The 18546-nt window shown below is 43.7% G+C and carries 19 protein-coding genes, 6 tRNA genes and 1 rRNA gene; 20 read left to right on the forward strand and 6 right to left on the reverse strand.

Translation table 11 applies throughout. From position 1 onward, the window contains the following. Window positions 1-2 precede the first annotated feature (2 nt). From rrf to L6I86_RS27000, 15 genes are all read left to right on the forward strand, one after another. A 5S ribosomal RNA gene (rrf, locus tag L6I86_RS26930) occupies window positions 3-119 on the forward strand. A gap of 55 nt (window positions 120-174) precedes the next feature. Next, window positions 175-251, forward strand: a tRNA-Ile gene (locus L6I86_RS26935). Between the two features lie 47 nt (window positions 252-298). Continuing rightward, a tRNA-Met gene (locus tag L6I86_RS26940) sits at window positions 299-372 on the forward strand. A gap of 11 nt (window positions 373-383) precedes the next feature. Further along, a tRNA-Ser gene (locus L6I86_RS26945) sits at window positions 384-475 on the forward strand. Between the two features lie 18 nt (window positions 476-493). Then, window positions 494-569 (forward strand) — tRNA-Thr (locus L6I86_RS26950). A gap of 77 nt (window positions 570-646) precedes the next feature. Then, a tRNA-Tyr gene (locus L6I86_RS26955) sits at window positions 647-728 on the forward strand. 10 nt (window positions 729-738) lie between these two features. Beyond that, window positions 739-810, forward strand: a tRNA-Gln gene (locus L6I86_RS26960). Window positions 811-1010: 200 nt separating this feature from the next. Next, entirely contained in the window at window positions 1011-1625 is a 615-nt protein-coding gene (locus tag L6I86_RS26965; RefSeq protein ID WP_236291493.1) for an HAD-IA family hydrolase, read from the forward strand. Window positions 1626-1758: 133 nt separating this feature from the next. Then, entirely contained in the window at window positions 1759-2670 is a 912-nt protein-coding gene (locus L6I86_RS26970) for a cation diffusion facilitator family transporter (RefSeq protein WP_276574900.1), read from the forward strand. 78 nt (window positions 2671-2748) lie between these two features. Next, window positions 2749-3273 (forward strand): DoxX family membrane protein, encoded by a 525-nt coding sequence (locus L6I86_RS26975; protein ID WP_236291494.1) that lies wholly within the window; start codon window positions 2749-2751, stop codon window positions 3271-3273. Between the two features lie 442 nt (window positions 3274-3715). Beyond that, complete coding sequence (locus L6I86_RS26980; RefSeq protein ID WP_236291495.1) at window positions 3716-3871, forward strand: cytochrome c oxidase subunit 2A; 156 nt, start codon at window positions 3716-3718, stop codon at window positions 3869-3871. Window positions 3872-3884: 13 nt separating this feature from the next. After that, on the forward strand, window positions 3885-4355 hold the full coding sequence (locus tag L6I86_RS26985; RefSeq protein WP_236291496.1) for a cytochrome c oxidase subunit II: 471 nt from the start codon (window positions 3885-3887) through the stop codon (window positions 4353-4355). 29 nt (window positions 4356-4384) lie between these two features. Next, window positions 4385-6046, forward strand: coding sequence for a cbb3-type cytochrome c oxidase subunit I (locus L6I86_RS26990; protein WP_236291497.1), 1662 nt, complete (start codon window positions 4385-4387; stop codon window positions 6044-6046). 218 nt (window positions 6047-6264) lie between these two features. Then, complete coding sequence (locus tag L6I86_RS26995; RefSeq protein WP_236291498.1) at window positions 6265-6462, forward strand: hypothetical protein; 198 nt, start codon at window positions 6265-6267, stop codon at window positions 6460-6462. Window positions 6463-6525: 63 nt separating this feature from the next. Next, a complete protein-coding gene (locus L6I86_RS27000) occupies window positions 6526-7797 on the forward strand; it encodes a methyl-accepting chemotaxis protein (RefSeq protein WP_236291499.1) in 1272 nt (423 codons plus the stop codon). A gap of 89 nt (window positions 7798-7886) precedes the next feature. Here L6I86_RS27000 and L6I86_RS27005 read toward each other — a convergent pair whose 3' ends face one another. From L6I86_RS27005 to L6I86_RS27020, 4 genes are all read right to left on the reverse strand, one after another. Then, on the reverse strand, window positions 7887-9101 hold the full coding sequence (locus L6I86_RS27005) for a bacillibactin exporter BcbE (protein WP_236291500.1): 1215 nt from the start codon (window positions 9099-9101) through the stop codon (window positions 7887-7889). Window positions 9102-9280: 179 nt separating this feature from the next. Beyond that, window positions 9281-10120 carry a cytochrome c oxidase assembly protein gene (locus L6I86_RS27010; RefSeq protein ID WP_338113448.1) on the reverse strand — a complete coding sequence of 280 codons (840 nt, stop codon included), beginning with the start codon at window positions 10118-10120 and terminating at the stop codon, window positions 9281-9283. After that, the gene (locus tag L6I86_RS27015) at window positions 10083-10547 is read right to left on the reverse strand and encodes a DUF2243 domain-containing protein (RefSeq protein ID WP_236291502.1); all 465 of its coding nucleotides are present in this window, start codon (window positions 10545-10547) and stop codon (window positions 10083-10085) included. Before L6I86_RS27015 ends, L6I86_RS27010 begins: the two co-directional genes overlap by 38 nt. Window positions 10548-10733: 186 nt before the next feature. After that, on the reverse strand, window positions 10734-11819 hold the full coding sequence (locus L6I86_RS27020; RefSeq protein WP_236291503.1) for a stalk domain-containing protein: 1086 nt from the start codon (window positions 11817-11819) through the stop codon (window positions 10734-10736). Between the two features lie 213 nt (window positions 11820-12032). On the opposite strand from L6I86_RS27020, the gene L6I86_RS27025 reads away from it, so the two are divergent. Then, a complete protein-coding gene (locus L6I86_RS27025) occupies window positions 12033-12914 on the forward strand; it encodes an ROK family protein (protein WP_236291504.1) in 882 nt (293 codons plus the stop codon). Between the two features lie 109 nt (window positions 12915-13023). On the opposite strand, the gene thpR is transcribed toward L6I86_RS27025, so the two are convergent. Continuing rightward, window positions 13024-13602: an RNA 2',3'-cyclic phosphodiesterase gene (gene thpR / locus L6I86_RS27030; RefSeq protein WP_236291505.1), complete on the reverse strand. Its 579-nt coding sequence runs from the start codon at window positions 13600-13602 to the stop codon at window positions 13024-13026. 326 nt (window positions 13603-13928) lie between these two features. Between thpR and L6I86_RS27035 the strand changes: the two genes are divergently transcribed. The 4 genes from L6I86_RS27035 (at window position 13929) to L6I86_RS27050 (ending at window position 16410) form a co-directional block, all read left to right on the forward strand. Beyond that, window positions 13929-14732, forward strand: a complete 804-nt coding sequence (locus L6I86_RS27035) for a DUF2935 domain-containing protein (RefSeq protein ID WP_236291506.1) — start codon at window positions 13929-13931, stop codon at window positions 14730-14732. Window positions 14733-14839: 107 nt separating this feature from the next. Further along, the gene (locus L6I86_RS27040) at window positions 14840-15022 is read left to right on the forward strand and encodes a hypothetical protein (protein ID WP_236291507.1); all 183 of its coding nucleotides are present in this window, start codon (window positions 14840-14842) and stop codon (window positions 15020-15022) included. 513 nt (window positions 15023-15535) lie between these two features. Next, window positions 15536-15988: a MarR family winged helix-turn-helix transcriptional regulator gene (locus L6I86_RS27045; RefSeq protein WP_236291508.1), complete on the forward strand. Its 453-nt coding sequence runs from the start codon at window positions 15536-15538 to the stop codon at window positions 15986-15988. Window positions 15989-16044: 56 nt separating this feature from the next. Continuing rightward, window positions 16045-16410: a VOC family protein gene (locus L6I86_RS27050; RefSeq protein WP_236291509.1), complete on the forward strand. Its 366-nt coding sequence runs from the start codon at window positions 16045-16047 to the stop codon at window positions 16408-16410. Window positions 16411-16453: 43 nt separating this feature from the next. Here L6I86_RS27050 and L6I86_RS27055 read toward each other — a convergent pair whose 3' ends face one another. Next, window positions 16454-18514 carry a beta-galactosidase gene (locus L6I86_RS27055; protein WP_236291510.1) on the reverse strand — a complete coding sequence of 687 codons (2061 nt, stop codon included), beginning with the start codon at window positions 18512-18514 and terminating at the stop codon, window positions 16454-16456. Between the last annotated feature and the right edge of the window lie 32 nt (window positions 18515-18546).

Below are 18546 nucleotides of genomic sequence, written 5' to 3' on the forward strand. Positions count from 1 at the left end.
CGTTTGGTGATGATGGCGGAAGGGATCCACGCGTTCCCATCTCGAACACGACCGTTAAGCCTTCCAGCGTCGATGGTACTTGAACCGCAGGGTTCTGGGAGAGTAGAACGTTGCCAAGCAGAATACCCCTAGTGGGTATTTTTTTTGCCGCCTTAGGCGAATTAACAAATACATGGGCCCTTAGCTCAGCTGGTTAGAGCGCACCCCTGATAAGGGTGAGGTCGGTGGTTCGAGTCCACTAGGGCCCACCATATTCCTTGGCAGCACGGTTTTATATATAATTATAGATAGACCATTTGGCGGCGTAGCTCAGCTGGCTAGAGCGTACGGTTCATACCCGTAAGGTCGGGGGTTCGAGCCCCTCTGCCGCTACTTATTATTTTGGAGAGATACCCAAGTGGCTATAAGGGGACCCTCTGCTAAGGGGTTAGACTGCGTAAGTGGTGCGAGGGTTCGAATCCCTCTCTCTCCGCCATCTGTATAAACTTAATACGCCGTTGTAGCTCAACTGGTAGAGCAACTGACTTGTAATCAGTAGGTTGGGGGTTCAAGTCCTCTCGACGGCACCACATTACCCAAAAAAGTGTTGAGAAGCTTTGTAGCAACACCGATTGCTTTTTCGGGGGCCGATAAATCTTTTTTACACGGAGGCTTAGTGAAGTGGCTAAACACGGCAGACTGTAAATCTGCTCTCTTCGAGTTCGGTGGTTCGAATCCATCAGCCTCCATCTCCTACATTGGGGATTAGCCAAGCGGTAAGGCAACGGACTTTGACTCCGTCATGCCAAGGTTCAAATCCTTGATCCCCAGTACTTCCCATAAATCATTAGCTCAGCTTGATAGAGCACTCGTTTTACAAGATGGTAACAATGAAGCCTTTGAATAAGGCTTTTTTTTGTTTTTTTCATACAATAGCCATGAACCCTTACGTTAGTGAATGGCGACTAAAGAAGTTCAGGATACGTATTGGAGAAAGTCTTACGAAATAATTGTCACAGAGGGGAAATAATATGTATAAACACATAATTTGGGACTTTGATGGTACTCTATTTGATACATATCCGGTGATGGGGAGAATTTTTAAGGGAGTGCTTGAAGAAGAAGGTATTGCAGAGCCATTAGATGAAATCGTGAAGCATATGAAAGTATCTATGTCTCATGCTTTACAATACTATGAAGAAAAATATCAGATTGATCAGAAATGTATAGGGAAATATCATAAACAAAGAAATGATACGGAAATAAATATATCAAGGCCATTTGAAGGAATTGAAGAAATTTGTAAGTACATTCATGTTTCTAATAGAAAAAATTATTTATATACGCATAGAGGGGAATCAGCAATCCAATTATTGAAAATGTACGGTTTATATGATTATTTTACAGATTTTATAACGTCGCAACAAGGTTTTGAAAGAAAACCGAGCCCTGAAGCTATTACATATCTTATTGAAAAACACCGTATCATTGATACAGAAGCGATAATGATTGGTGATCGAGATTTGGATATATTAGCAGCCAAAAATGCTGGAATAGATGCTTGTCTTTTTACGGATCGTAATGAAAAGCATAGTAGTTCTGATTTTATGATAAATAAGATTCAACAGTTATATTCGATTATTTAACATTATTAAACTTGAATCAAGCCTATACTTTTCACCTTATGCAAATTAGTTGTTTGGATCCTACTATTAAGGACTTGGACAACACTGTTTCTCTAGACCCACACCTGTTATGTCGAGTATGATTGTCTTCGACGTGGATAGTGAGGTGGAAAAAATAGAAAATTTATATGAGGACATCAAGCAAGGTGAAAAAGGTGCTTGGTTAAGTATTATTGCTTATATATGCTTATCGGCTTTGAAATTAACCATAGGTTACATAACCAATTCCGAAGCGCTTTCTGCGGATGGTTTAAATAACGCTACAGACATTATTGCATCAATTGCTGTTCTAGTTGGGTTGAAAATATCCCGAAAACCACCTGATAAAGACCACAGATATGGTCATTATCGAGCTGAGACGGTAGCCGCTTTAATCGCTTCTTTTATTATGTTTGCGGTAGGAATTCAGGTTCTCTTTCAAGCATTTATTAAGTTTCGTTCTCCAAGTATCGAGTCTCCCGATATGGTTGCCGCATGGACGGCAGTTTTTTGTGCGATTGTCATGTACGTTGTATATGTATACAATGTTCGTCTGGCAAGGAAAATAAATAGTAATGCCATGATGGCAGCAGCACAAGATAATCGATCGGATGCGTTTGTTAGTATCGGTGCCTTTATTGGTATTGTTGGTTCTCAATTTGGTCTACCTTGGCTGGATACATTAACAGCTTTACTTGTCGGAGTTATTATTTGTAAAACAGCGTGGGATATTTTCCGAGATTCTACTCATGCTCTCACGGATGGGTTTGATGATGCTGAGCTTCAAACCATTAAACAAACCATTCGTGACGTCCCCGGGGTGGAGAAGGTCATTGATATCAAAGCACGTATCCATGGAAACAATAAACTAGTCGATGTGACCATTGGTGTAGACCATGAGCTTAACGTAAGCGAAAGCCATGACATTACCGAACATATTGAAAATCGAATTCATGAACTTCATAACATATCGTATGTGCATATTCACATAGAGCCTATTGAGGTATCAAGTAGTCAAGAAAAATAATCAGAGTGACTAATCTCACATACACGGCCTTTTCTTCGACCTATAATGAAATCATAAAGGACGAAGGAGATGGTTGAAATGATGAAATGGGTAAGGGAAAATAATTACGCTGCAATACTTCTGACAATCATTCGTTTATATGTTGGTTGGGAATGGATGATAGCTGGATGGCACAAAATCACAGGTGACAAAGCTTTCGACGCTGCAGGTTATCTGAAAGGGGCCATCGCTAAACCTGTTCTAGAAAGTGGTACGACGGATCTGGTTTATGCGAATTATGTGGCTTTTTTGAAAACCGTCGCACTTCCGCATGTCGGATGGTTTAATGTTCTCGTTCCATGGGGTGAACTCTTAGTTGGTGTGGGGTTACTGCTCGGTGCGTTGACAACGACAGCGATGTTCTTCGGCTTACTGATGAACTTCATGTATATGTTTGCCGGCACGGTTAGCTCGAATCCATGGTTAGTGCTCCTCGGATTCATTATTTTAGCAGCTGGGGCGAATGCCGGGAAATTTGGTGTGGATCATTTGATTCTTCCGTACCTGCACAGATGGTTTGATAAGTTATTAGAGGTATGTCATTTAAAGACGAAACTCAGATGAGCTCTGCTTCTGCTTCCATGTTAAATCGTTGATAAACCTATTCCTTTCTCCAGTTATTGAGAGGGGAATAGGTTTTTTTGTGTTTATTGCAGTGTGACATTTTTCACTATGCGGCACTATCCCTAGCTAAATGTGCTTCCGTCTGGGTCGTCGGGTGCGATATGCCCTTCTTATCCAGCTCAGCTGCTCAATTGTTATTGCAAAGTAAGCAGGATGGATTTGAGGCCGTTGTCCCCTTGGTGGCAGGTAGATGGCATTGACTTGAGGATTGTTTCTCAGATAAAGACGATGAGGACTACGAGACCATGAAGCACATGGATATGCAGTGAAAGTAACGAATTGTTCATGATTCCGATTGGTGATCGTGATAAAAGTCACTGTATACGAAGTGTTATTTTCTTAAAATAAGTGCAAGACGTTTACATAGTAGGGGGTGATTGGTATGAATAGTCATCACAAGCATACACACGCATCTGAGCGAACAGAGCATAAGCCAGAGCCTTCCTTGCGGGGTACATTTGCCTCGGTGTTGGTCGTAGGACTCTTCTTAGTAATCAGTTGGGTCGCGGTATTTCTTCTTTTTATATCTAGACAGTAAAGGGGATTAGAACATGCATATCCATAAACTCGAAAAAGTCTGGTTAACCATTGGGATCGTCATGTTGATTGTCTTTCTAGGCGTGTTAGGGGTGTCTGCATTCGCTATGGGAGCCAAGCCGCCAAGTGCGCACCATCATCAGATTGATCCTTCTAAGGTGTCGGAAACTGCGCCTTTCGATAAGCCAGGACTTCATCCAATCGGCAACAATGCCTATGAGGCGGTCATGACTGCATTTACGTTCGGTTATGCACCGGACAAAATGGAGGTCCCAGTGGGGGCAACAATTAATTTTGTCGTGACAAGTCAAGATGTGGTACATGGCTTTGCTATTCCGGGTACGAACGTTAATATGATGATTGTTCCGGGCGAAGTTAGTCATGTTAGTCACACGTTTACGAAGCCAGGTGAATACCTGATCCTGTGCAATGAATATTGCGGTGGTGCACATGAGTATATGAAAACAACGATTATAGTTAAATAGCCCAGGTGCCAAGAAAGGTGGAAGACATCATGAGAAGTGAAGCTATCGGGAAAGTGACTCCTAAATTTGATCTTAAGGATGGCAAATTGGTTGTCGCCCATGTCCTTGTGGCATTCATCGCGCTGCTTATCGGTGGAATTGCAGGACTTCTGCAGACAATGGTGAAAAGCGGGACAATCAAATTACCCTATAACATCGGCTATTACGAGCTGCTGACAGCTCACGGAGTATTGATGGCCATCGTGTTTACAACGTATTTTATCATCGGCTTTATTTATTCTGGTATCTCCTATACGCTTGGCGGCAAACTGCTTCCGGTGGTTCACCGCATGGGGTGGGCTGGATTTACCCTCATGACTGTGGGGACCGCACTTGGCGTTGCGATGGTGTTAACGGGGAAGGCAAGTGTTCTATACACGTTCTATGCGCCAATGAAGGCGTCCCCTTATTTTTATATCGGATTAGCCTTGCTTGTGGTAGGGAGCTGGATAAGTGGTTGGGGGATTTTCTATCAATATAAATATTGGAAAAGGACGCATGAAGGCAAGCTGTCTCCATTATTCGCTTTTATGTCAGTTGTGACTTTTCTGATGTGGCAAATCGCAACCATCGGGGTTGCGGCTGAGGTGTTGATTCAGCTAATCCCTTGGTCTTTCGGTTGGGTGGAAACGATTAATGTGATGCTCAGTCGCACGTTGTTCTGGTACTTCGGCCATCCGTTGGTGTATTTCTGGCTAATGCCCGCGTATATGTGTTGGTATGTGATCATTCCCAAGATCATCGGCGGCAAAATTTACAGCGATGCGCTCGCGAGACTTTCCTTTATTCTTTTATTACTATTCTCGATCCCGGTAGGCTTTCACCATCAATTAATGGAGCCAGGCATCAGCTCTTTTTGGAAATACTTGCAGGTTATCTTGACCTTTATGGTGGTTGTTCCATCGCTGATGACGGCATTTTCATTATTTGCAACCTTTGAACTGAACGGTCGTGCGCTTGGGGCAAAAGGGCTATTTGGCTGGGTGAAAAAGCTGCCTTGGAAGGATGTGCGATTCTTCGCACCTTTCATGGGGATGCTCATTTTCATTCCTGCTGGTGCAGGCGGACTGATTAATGCAAGTAATCAAATGAATGCGGTTGTGCATAACACATTATGGGTAACCGGACATTTTCACCTGACGGTGGCGACGAGTGTGGCACTTACGTTCTTCGGGATTACCTATTGGTTACTGCCAGCTGTTACTGGGCGTGTGTTGACGCCCCGCATGCATACATTAGGGATTATTCAAACGATCATCTGGTGTGTGGGTATGTTCCTCATGTCAGGTGCTATGCATATAGTCGGATTGTTCGGCGCACCAAGGCGGACCGCTTTCACAGACTATGAAGGAAGTGCAGCAGCGGGATGGGTGCCGTATTACGTGTTCATGGCAATTGGTGGAACAGTGTTATTTCTCGGTGTCCTGCTTATGGTCTATAATGTCATTGCTTTGTTGTGTGCCCCGAAAGGTGAGACGGAGTATCCAATTGCTGAAGCGATGGAATCAGCCGAGGCAACGCCAGCCTATTTGGATCGTTGGCGGATATGGATCGCGGTATCGATTCTTTTAATCTTGTTTGCGTACACGATTCCGCTGATGGATATGATTGTGAATCCGGCACCTGGTTCGAAAGGGTTTATTACTTGGTAGGGAATAGGGGAAGGCCATCAGAAGGCAGCAAAGGACTTACAAGATGGTTACAAACATCTAGGCCAAGGATTAGCAATGAAGATATTAAAGGATGTGTCTCCTTTTTTGTAAAGGAGGCATGTCCTTTATTAGTTCTATTATAGTCCTGTGACATATGTCACAGAGAACATGATGAAATAGGAGTACATTTTAATTATAGGATGAGGAGTTGATGATAAATGATCACTTGCGAACAGTGTGGTAAGACGAATGGGTCAAGAAAGATAGGCAACAGTTGGGTCTGCGGGGATTGCAAAATAGGTGAAGTCAAAACGATTCTTCTGAACAAAGCGGGCAAGGTTACGATGGTTAAAGAGAAGATAGTTGGCTATGCATGCGATGAAGAATCATTGTCCAGAGATCATAAAGTTGAATAAAAGATTCATTAGAAATGAGACGCATGCACGAATTAGATTTTGTCGAAACGAAGGTGCTCATTCATGAAGTTGAGTTTAGTCAAAAAAATTGTAGTTGGTATTGTTATTGTTTCTATCGTCACCTATGGCTGCAGTGCGCTATTTATTTTCTACTTGAAAGACATAATTGCGCCAAGTATGGCAGATTGGCTATACCTCTCTATCATTATGCTGCTCGGCATTTTTTGGACAGGATTATTGGGTTGGTTTGGCGCCACCTGGTTTACCAAACCACTTCTCCGATTGACAGATGCCGCAAACGAAGCAGCTACCGGTAACTTACAAGTGGAAATTCCATTTTACCATTCGAATGATGAAATACGCTTACTTAGTGGATCCTTTGAGAAAATGATCGGGAATTTGCGGCAAATGATTACGGATATATCTGCTAGTGTTTCGTTTACGGATAGTCATGCCGGCGTATTACGAAGTGGTATGGAACAGGCAGCCAAACAGATTGAACTGACAGCCGGCGCTGTAGAAATGATATCGAACGGTGCATCGGAGCAAGCAGCATCTACGCAAGGAACGTTGACTGCGGTCGTGCAGATTAAACAAGCGGCAGATGAAATCGGTGCCAAAGCAGGAGATTCGCAGACCATTTCGCGAGAAACGTTGAAAACCATTAAGGAGAGCGAGGTTATCGTACGTTCACTCGTACAAGGTCTGCTGAACTTAGCTAATTCCAATCTGGAATCTATTGGCGTCGTCAGGCAGTTACACGATAATGCGAAGGAAATCGGACATATAACCCGAGTTGTTGGCGATATTGCAGAACAAACGCACTTGCTTGCCTTAAATGCTTCCATTGAAGCAGCAAGAGCAGGGGAGCATGGTGCAGGTTTCATGGTCGTAGCTGGAGAAATTCGCAAACTGGCTGAACAAAGCGCCAGGGCGGTGAAGGATATCGACCAGTTGACCACACGAATTGAATTGGATGTAGCGGGAGTAGTAGAGAAAATAACCGATCAAGAACAACTCGCAAGCCGTGAAGTTGGCAAGGGTGAGGAAGGAAAGAAGGCACTGAATCAAATTAACAAGGCCGTCTTGGAAACCGCACAAACGGTTGAGAATATTGTAGATTGTGTGACGGATCAGATCCAGAAGATTGGAAGTGCCCTAATCAAAACGAACGAAGTAGCGGTGATTGCAACTCAGATTTCAATGGAGACGAAACATGTATCCATGTCTGTACAAGAACAAATGGCTGTTATGGAAGAACTATCTTCATCTTCGGAAATGTTGCGATGTCAGGCGGATCAGTTGAAATCCAAAATTAATGTTTTTCAAATATAAAGCTATCATTTACTCCGAAGTACGGACTTTCACCCTGCGTTGAAAGATTGAATATAAGAAAAAGGATCTCCTAGTCAGGAGATCCTTTTTTACTTTGCGGTTAGTTCATCTTGACTGGGTTTAATAGCGAATAAAGCAAGAAGCACAGCAACTACACATGTACCCGAAATACTATAGAACATTAGTTGCGGTGAAAATTTTACAAGGACTGAGGCCAGAGGGGGGCCAGTTGCAACGCCAATGAATCGCATAGAGCTATAGATGGAAGTTATTGTACCACGCTCCGCTTTATCAATTCCTTCTGTTATTAGAGAATCTAAGCAAGGTAGAGTGACCCCAATTCCAATGCCAGCAAGACTAATTAAGGCAATTAACCAATACAAGGATTGAACCATACCCGAAACAACAAGTGAGGCAGAGACTATTGCTACTCCACCAAAAGTAATCCACTTCATTAAGTTCTTGTTTTCACCAATTCTTTTGCCTGTAAAGAATGAAGCAAGGCATAAAGCAGCCGAAGGGATGGCTATCACACATCCTTTCCATATGCCTTTAATATGGTATTTGTCCTCTAGTGTGTCTGATAAATAAAACAGTGTTCCAAAAATAACAAACATACAAATGCAACCAATAGCAAAAACAGCAGATAACCAACGGCCATTGTTCACAAATATTTGTTTGAGATTTTGAATAAAGTCTCTAAATGTAACACGTATGGCGGTTTCATTCTTTTTAGGAGGAGCCTTAACAAGAAAGGCAACTAATCCAGTAGAAAGGATACATAGTACTGGGATGGTAAGAAAGGGTAGAAACCAAACAATGAAAGCCAATGCAGAACCTACTATCGGACTTAGCACTTTTCCTAAAGTATTAGCTGTTTCTACTATCCCAAGGCTTTTACTAACTTCACTTTCACTTTTATAAATATCACCGACCAGTGGCAGAACAATTGGGAAAGCTCCTGCGGCTCCCACCCCTTGTAACGCTCGACCTAGCATAATGACCACATATGGATGCTCTAGCCACCAAGCTCCTAATCCGGAAATTAAACCACCTATTCCTGTAATGAGTAAACTGGGGACAATAATGATCTTTCTGCCAAAACGATCCGATAAATACCCGGCAATCGGTATAAGTATGATGGCAACTGCAGAGTAAACCGTAATTAATAAGCTCACTTGAAACGATGTTATTTGTAATTTGTTACGAATCGCCGGTAAAACGGGAATAAGCATGGAATTCCCCAACGTCATAATCAAAGGAATGGAAGCAATCGAGATGAGGCCCCATTTATTTTCTTTCAATAGTCTGTGCCAAGCCTATTTGCTGCCATCTCAATCCAACACGTGTTCATTCTTTCACTCATAAATTAACCTCCTCAGCGTACAACTCTTGGATGTAGTAAGGCAGACTGATGGTTTCGCTGCCAGCGAAGCTCCCTTTTCACAATGAAATGACATGATTATCATACCCATGTAATTCTTTACAATTCATGGATGTATTTTTTAGGTTCAGGTACTAGTGAGTTGTGAGGCTGTCTGGCCTTAAACCATTGATAGAAAAAGATAATAATAATAAAAATGTCAATGGCATCCCCGCCATAGTACATAAGCTTAGCCCCGTTTTCCGCTTGAATTGCTGAAATACCGTGAGGGGGGTCCACATAAATGGTTTTAGATAATATGCCATGTGCGGCCATGGTTAATACGAAAACAATACCACGGTAGACGTGGCTAGCTCGATGAGGTGGTTTGTCGATATAAATCATTGAGGTTGTGAATAGGTAACCTGCAGCAAATAAATGTAGATGAACAATAAAATGTAAAAATGAAAAATGGCACATATTCGAATATAAGTTGGTTGTGTATAGGATACATAGTCCACCGATGTTTAATGTTGAAGCTACTGAAGGATCGCAAAATATACGAATCGGCATGCTTTTAAGTATCCGTGAGACCTTCCGAGCAGTTTGTAAGGGGAGGGTCCTTAAGATGAGAGTTACAGGCGCTGCAAGCGCTATGAAAAGGGGAGCCATCATCCCAAGAAGTAAATGGCCTGTCATGTGCGCCGTGAAATTGATATGCGAAAGATTGGCTATAGGGCCAACAACAGAAAACGCAATACATAGTAAACCTAGTAACCAGTAGATATTTCGTGAGAAGGGCCATTGTCTATAAGTGCGACTGGATATGACTGCAGCGTAGAGATAAAGTAAGCATATAACTGAAAATAGGAGTAGGAGGATAAAGTCAGAATTAGCGCTAGTACCATGAGCAAAATGATGGTCATTTGTCATCCGAAGGTTTCCTCTCGACAGGGGCATTAGTTCGGGAATGAAGGGTTAACATGATTCCGACGAATAGCATGATTATAGCGCTGATATTCCATGTGGTATCGTAGATGATGACATCCGGGACATAACGGATTTGGTGAAGTCGCATGATTTTATGTTGGATGGTCCCATCATATAGTTGGAAAAAGCCAGCACCTAGTAAAATGCCACCAACCCACCTTTTTAGGTAGAGTGCTTTTCGACGTCGAAGATCTGCAAACATAAATAGCGAGCCTACGGTCACAAACCAACTAAAAGCGTGGAACAAACCATCGGAAATCAAACCAATTTGGGTCGTGGATTTGTCGTAGAAATGATGCCAATGTAAAAGTTGATGAAACACTGTTTCATCAATAAAGCCGACGAGACCAAGGCCAAATAGTATTCCCGACCATAGATTGCGATTAGCGGTTTCCACTTTTCATAACTCCTTTTCACATTTCTCGGCTACATATCTCACTTCTAATTTGCCCAGTTTATGGAATTGTAACCCAATCACATAACCACGTAAAAGGATAGTAAAGCACTAAATATGTTGTTACGAAAATAAAACAGCCAGCAATTCGATGGAAGCTGAATTGCGTGGCTGTTTAGGAATCTCTTTTTATTTTCTAATGTTGAAGCCGATAAAAGCTTTTGTGTTGAAATCAAACACGGCGGTTAACGGTCCAAGCAGCTCATCTTGATCTGTGTTGTAAGTAACCGTCACGACATTGCCGTGCGCAGCCTGCACGTCTGCAAGCAATTTCTTCTGCTCATCGGTGGAAGGCAATACGCCTACTTCGTTAGAGGAAACGATTTGAACAGCTGCTTCGTCTTGCTTCGTTGTAATATGGGAAGCTTGCTCTTTCACTTGCGTCCATGCCAAGTTGCGGTATTCCTGCGCTGCCTCTGGGGACATTTTCGGCGTGCCGATTACAGGTGATTGAGTCTGAACGACGAGAAGGAACACAGGGCTTTGCGGAGGTAAGCTTTTCGTTTCAATGGGACCGTAGTAGGCTTTTACTTTCGTGCCAGCTTTCAGGTCTTCCCATTTCACGGACTCGCCTTGTGATGTCATAACGCGAGTTTCTTTGCCGCCATTAAGTACCAAATTGTCTAATTGAACTTGCCAACCATCATCAGTATGCTTCACTTCTTTGATTGTATCTTCTTTAACCAAACGGTCTGCATGAACGTTAATGTTTACAGCTTGCGCTTGTCCCGGAAAGCTCATCAGCATCGCTGGACCGAACTCGGCATCGATTTGAGTGCCGGCTTTAAGATCGGCAGCAGTTAGCGTTTTACCTTCTAGGTTCTTGATGGTAGTCGACTTGTCTACGGTTAAAATAACCCATGTGCTGCCGAGCAGCTCGATACGTGTATTACCGTCATCCTTCGTCTGTACGCTTACGATTACACCGGATGCAGGCATCAGGGCAGCTTCTTCAGCTTCGTCAAGCTCGATCTCTTTGTTCGCTTCATCGTAATTTACCGTGTAGCCAAGCTGAGTCGCAGCGTCACGTACGGGAAGGTACGCTTTGCCATCAATATAGACAGGCGTTAGCTTACTGTCTTGTCCATTTACAACAATTTTTACATCCTTTTGTAAGTAACCTGTAACCTTTTCTACGAAATCCTCAGCTCCGACTGCAGCTGTTGTGCCAAGTATCCCAACCAAACTTAATATGACAGTTAATTTCTTCTTCATCTGATAAATCTCCTTCCAATATTTGAAATGTAGCGTCAATCATGTTGACAATCCATCAGACGGAGGTTGATAGGAATAGGTTGCAGTTGTCCAAAAAATTATGTTGTTAAATATGGACTGCACACTACTTTACACGGTTAATTTGTATAACCCAACATTGTGTAATATGTGATAAAATCGACTTCATAGAAACATTGTAGGAGGAATGACATCGTGCGTTATGGAGCCATTGAAGCAGGGGGAACTAAGTTCGTTTGTGGTATTGGGAATGAAGAAGGTATCATTGAGGATCGGATTAGTTTTCCAACAGAACATCCTGAGCAGACAATGCAGAAGGTAATTGACTATTTTGCAGATAAAAATGTGACAGCGATTGGCATCGGATCATTTGGTCCCATCAATGTCGATCCAAGCAGCCCCTTATATGGCTACATCACAACGACGCCTAAGCCAGGCTGGGCCAACTATGATGTTTTGGGGAAATTGAGAGAATCTTTCAATGTCCCTTTCGGTTGGGACACGGATGTGAACGCCGCTGCCTTCGGAGAAGCTAAATGGGGGGCTGCACAAGGTCTTGATAGTTGTGTCTACTATACGGTCGGTACTGGAATCGGCGTAGGCGTGTATATGGAGGGCCGCTTGGTCCACGGTCTTGTTCATCCTGAAGGTGGTCATGTCATGATCAGACCGGCCTCGGATGATAGCTTTCAAGGGACATGCCCCTATCATGGTGATTGCTTAGAGGGAATGGCAGCGGGCCCTGCCATCGAGCAGCGCTGGGGAGTGAAAGGCAGTGAGTTGCCCGTAGACCATCCCACATGGGATTTAGAGGCGTACTACCTAGCACAGTCCATTAGCTCCACGATATTAATGATGTCACCGAAGAAGATTATTCTAGGTGGCGGTGTGATGCAGCAAGCTCATTTATTTCCATTGATTCATACGCATGTTCAGAAGATTTTGAATGGTTACATCCGAACTGAATCTTTATTAGAGAATATACATAGCTACATTGTGCCTCCTGGTTTAGGAACGAACTCAGGCTTGAGAGGATCTCTTGCTCTGGGCGTAGAAGCCAAACGTAATCAGCAGTAATGTTCGCAAGCTCACAACAATCCCCCAAGCTTGATGCTTGGGGGATTGTTGTGATTTCCAGTTAGTTGGCGTACAGGAATTTAAAATGACAGGTACGATAGTACCTTAGTCAGCGAACAGATGAAATGGTTTCGTACATGGGCCGCTTGTTTAAGTGGCTTCGATACAGTGTAATTCCTTGGGATTTCCACGCTAGGAGGTCATCTAGTTGAGACGAGGGGACAGCAAGATTACTCAACTTATCTCGTTCGAAAGGTGTCGTACCCGTATAGTTGCGTGCAAGCGTCAAGTGCGGGTGAAAGGCCCTTTCTTCCGGGGTAAAGCCAAGTGGTGTAAGTGCGCGAGTTACCTGTTGCTGTAAGCTATGAAGTCCTGTTAGGTCGCCGCCGACACCGGCCCATAGAACAGAAGGGTGGGTAGGACGACCAAATAAGCCGAGGGATTCAACACGCAGCCAGAGAGGATTAGTTAGGGCCGATATTTCCTGTAGTGTATGAGTTATGAGAGGGACACGTTCTGACCATGTATCTCCGAGAAACTGCAGCGTAATATGCAGATCCTCATGATGGACCCATTTGCGAAACGGTAGATGTGGTTTGATTTCATCCATCCAATCATGAACTGCAAGCTTTATTTCTGACGGGACGGGCACAGCAACAAATAAACGCACTTGATTGATTGGATTCATAATAGCCTCCATTATTCACTAAAAAGGCAGCTCTTCCCACAGTCGTGTAGAGAGGAGCAGCCCGCAGAAATTAAACCTGATTTTTTGGAATACCATGTAAACTAGGGACGTAATCATCTCCATCGTTGTTAGTATGAGACGGTTGCCCCCATTTTATGCCAATGTGTCCAATTTATAAACTGGACAATCTAAGCACGGAAGGATAACCCCAACTCCTATACCAGCAATGGGAAACCCTTTTTCATTGTATTAATTGAAAATGAATCAATCATAAAATTAACAAACAAACATACCGTTGGAGTAGGAATAGGGAGGTGTGTTTTGTTATGATTCAACAAGCATTGTTCGAACATCGTTTTTGGCTTCAAATATTGGGAGACCACGCTAGGTTTATCTTTAACGCCTTACCGCCGAGAGAGACACAACAAATTGAAAAGGCCAATGAATTTATCAATGTATTCGATCAGCTCCTGCATGTGGCAAGACAACCTGATGCTCCTTCAAGAATCAATGACTTGAATAAACACGCTTATGAATTAACCGTAAACCTACGGGTATTTAAACTAAGCTTGTTAGACCAGATGTTAGTAGGGAAAATAAAAATTGGGCTTGTACCAACCTTTATTAATCATATGGTCAATGAGCTTGAAGAATATTTGAAAATTCTTGTTTCACTCTTAGAGGGAAAACCAGTACCCATTTATTCTCCTCTTCACCATGATTTACTCTGGTTGCCAGATGCTAGCGGACATGCGGTTTCCATTGCCATGGAGTTAGATGCCGTCGAAAAACGATTAATAAAAAAGAGTGAACAGTTCGAGCAGCATTTCAATGCCTTTTATTTAAAGGCGATTGAATTATCCGGATATACACGTACAATGAGAACAACCTTCCCAGCATTGACCAGATTCCATAACGATGTGAATATGGAGATGTCTATATTTATGGCTTTCTTACTGGAACTTGAAACCATAGATATAAGTGCAGAACTGCTTAGCCGATTAAACCCGCTTGTACCAGATCATATGTACCGAGAAGAATGTTATTATTTATTAAAACTTTCACAAAGCGGAGCTTCTGTTACTGTGCCGGAATGCGATCCAACCAAACCAAGAGTTGAAGCGGAATAACTTAGATTTTAGAAAATAAATAATTTAGTTAAATGATGTGAATAAGGTTAGAAAATATCCTCATAATATAGCTGGAAGTCGATCTTTGGAAAAGGAGGATAAAAACGATGACATCAAATAGAGGACAGCAAGGAGCTCATGGCACTGGACAAATTGTTGAGCAACTGAACAATCAAGCAGAAGCCGCGGAGCAAATGCAAGGAAGTAACAAGGTTGATCAGGAAATTAATGCAGCAGCCAACGAACATAGTTCGGAGCTAGATGAAATATTTAATAATGATAATAACTAGCAAAAACTCCTTCAAAATTAATAGGCTTACTCCTGCATAAGTCATTTATACGAAAGTGAAAGCTCGAGGGAAAGCATCCCCCGGGCTTTTATGTGATTTCTGGGAATAAATTTTATCTTCATTACCCATAATAATGGCACAACTTAGAGAATTTTTGGTTTAAAGAATTGAAGGAAGTAAGGAGCACTGTAAATGAAAAAAATAATGATCCCCAGTTCTATTGTTTGTTTGAGTATAGCAACTGCCATTTCGTTTCCTGTTTACTTCGCGCTTAAAGGACGATGAAAAGACGAATCGTAACTAGAGTTTAAAACAACACCAAAAGGCTGCCGTAAATGATCGGCAGCTTTTCTCATGCTCATTCCCCAACTACATCGATAATAACCATCCTGTACATAAAGAATCTCAAGCAGCTACGATCCCTCTTTTTAAAATAATAGTTGCAATAGCATCCTATCCAGCATATGATGAAATTAGTTGCAATAGCATCCTACATAAAGGAGGGAAAGTAATATGAGTCACCAATGGAGTCCTAATAACGATGGTATACCAACTGAATCACATGGCCAATACATCTCAGCGATTTATCGCCATATGCAGATAGCGATCTCAGCCGAGTTGGCACCATATCGTATCGGAAGCGGGCAATATATTTTTCTAATGGCGATCGCGTTTGGGCAGCCCATTACGCAGAAAGCGCTGAGCGAAAAGCTGCTCATTGATAAGACAACAACCGCGAAAGCCATTTCCAAGCTAGAAGCAGAAGGTTATGTACGGAGGGAAGTCGATACCTCTGACAACCGTTATCAGTTGTTATATTTGACGGAAGCGGGACGTGATGTGGTACCTAAGGTACAGGAAGCTCTGGCTCGTGTGAAAAATAAAACTAGAAAAGGCATGACTGATGAAGAGTATGACAAGATGGTAAGCCTGCTGAAAATCGTACTTAACAATTTGACCGATTAGTAGCAGACGCAGGGTTGATCGGAAACGAGCAAATAGCTGTGAGGAGGATGTAGATGATGAAAGCTATTCCCTTTATCGTTGTGGAAAACTGTAAGGATGAAATCAAGTACTATCAGAGTATTTTTGGCGGCGAGGTTACGATTTTACGCAAGCAAGGAGAAGAAGTGCTAAACGCGGACCTACATGTCGAGGGGGCCATCCTTAAGTTTGCCGATACACTAGCGGCAAAGCCAATCATGAAAGGTGATTACGTGAGAGTGTTCGTGACGATTGAGAGAGAGGAAGCGTTTCGAACCATCTACGGAGAGCTTGCGACAGGTGGGTCAATTAACGTGGACATGTATGAAGCGCCATTCAACGGACTGCTTGCCATCGTTACGGATCGAAATGGCGTGTGCTGGGTGTTGTCCTATTATCGATAGAATGAGAAGAAAGGAACCGGCCAGCTGACCGGTTCCTTTCTCATTATAGTTCCAAAACCTTCACACCATAAGGAGCTATCTCCAGCTCCCCCATACGAACCCGTTCACCTTCCAACAAGTCTTCCAGCTCCTTCAGCAGATTAGCTTTGACTGGTTTGTCGGTGTAGTTCAGGATAAAGGCAAACCGGCGATCCCGTTTCACGCGGATGGCAACCTCCACCTCAGACGGCAGTTCCGCCCAACCTGCGGTAGCAGGCTGCAGCCCAAGGCGGCGGATCAACCCATCCGCTACCTCGCGGCTGAACGCGGCCCCGAAATAATAGGCTTCACCGCTGCCATATGGGTTGCGGGTAAGCGCCGGTTTGCCTGTATAGTAGTCGCCATCATACAGGGCTAGTGTCTCTACGCTGCCGCTCTCTGGCAGGAGAATGTCGTTGAACAGACGTGCAGGCGTACTGGCGTCGTCTCCACCATCGATCCAGCGCAAGTTCGGTGTCGCCGCTTCTTTCAGGACGAGCGTAAAGTCTTCCACAGTTATGCCGCACAGTTCTGCGATGAGACCCGGGAATGGCGTCATTCGGCAATGCCCGCGTTGGTCTTTATAACCGGATCGGGCTCCAAAAATAAGCTTGCCTCCTGCAGCTGCATACTGCTTAAGCAGCTCGGCCGTTTCTTCTGACATGATGGCAGGATGAGGGTAGATGAGCACCTTGTAACGAGCTAGGTCATCTAGGGTAGTCTTATTTTGCACATACAAATAATCGTAAGGGATATGGCTGAACTGCAGGGCTTTCCCCCAGTTGTATTCACTCTCTCTTGTTAGCGGCCCATGATATTGGTCAAGTTCCCCATCCCACTCATTGTCATAATCGTGCAGAATAGCCACTTCCGCTGTGAAACGAGATCCGGCAATAACCTCTCCGATTTTCCCCAATTCTTGGCTAATTGTTGCTACTTCAGCAACCCTTCGGTTAGGACGGTTATGGTAATCGTTGATCCCATGCCAATAAATTTCGGTGCCAAATGTTGCCGTTCGCCATCTGAAAAACAGGACCATATCCGCCCCGTGAGCAACTGATTGATAGGTCCATAATCGCATTTGGCCTGGTTTGGGTGCTGATTGTCCCATTGTGTTCACCCAACCGCCAGGGCCTGACTGCTGCTCCATAATGCAGAAAGTGGGTGAGATCGAACGAACCTTGGTGAGTTGGTTGGAATTGCTGCGATCCATGAGTGGATTCTCGCGCTCGGCATCGTTCCAAATGGTTGAGAAGTTCGGATACGAGTCGAAAGAAAAGAAGTCCAACAGTTCATCCGTCATGGCATGGCTATCCAAATGGCCAAACATGCCGTTGGTGGTGACCCACTGTGTTGGGGCAAGCAGTCGCAAGATGTCTGCCTGTAAACGGGCGAAGGATATGGTGTTATCCGAGATAAATCGCTTTTCATCCAGCGCTTGATGTGGGTTAACGGATTTGGAAGGCGCCGGGCGAGGCAAATGAACTTGCTCCCAGTCCGAGTAGCTCTGATTCCAGAAGACGGTTCCCCAAGCCTCATTTAATGCGTCTAAGGTACCATATTTCTCCTGTACCCACTTCCGAAATGCGGCATGATCTGCTTCGGCATAGAAGACGTTCACCTCACAGTTAAGCTCGTTATCAATCTGCCAGCCTACGACCCCTGGATTGTTGGCATAATGCCGCGCCATAGCCTCAGTAATTTTCGCACAGTATTCGCGGTAAATGGGGCTGCTGTAATTGTAGTGACGTCTCAGTCCGTGCTGATACTGCACGCCATCAAAGTTAGCATTCAGAATCTCTGGGTATTTGTAGGTCATCCAAGCAGGCGGTGTTGCTGTGGGAGTGCCGAGAATGACCTGTAGTCCATGCTCGTGAGCAAGATCAATTGCGCGGTCGAACAGATCAAAGGCGAATACCCCTTCCTCTGGTTCAAAGAAATTCCATGCAAACTCACCCATTCGCACGATGGTAAAGCCGATTTCTCGCATTCTCCTATAGTCGTCCGCCCACATAGCCTCAGGCCACTGCTCAGGGTAGTAGCATACGCCTAGATCAAATTTCTCACCCGGAATGGTCTTTTCCATGAATAATAACATCCCCGTTTCTATGGATATAG

This window comes from Paenibacillus allorhizoplanae (assembly GCF_927798215.1).
Classification (GTDB): Bacteria; Bacillota; Bacilli; order Paenibacillales; family NBRC-103111; genus Paenibacillus_E; species Paenibacillus_E allorhizoplanae.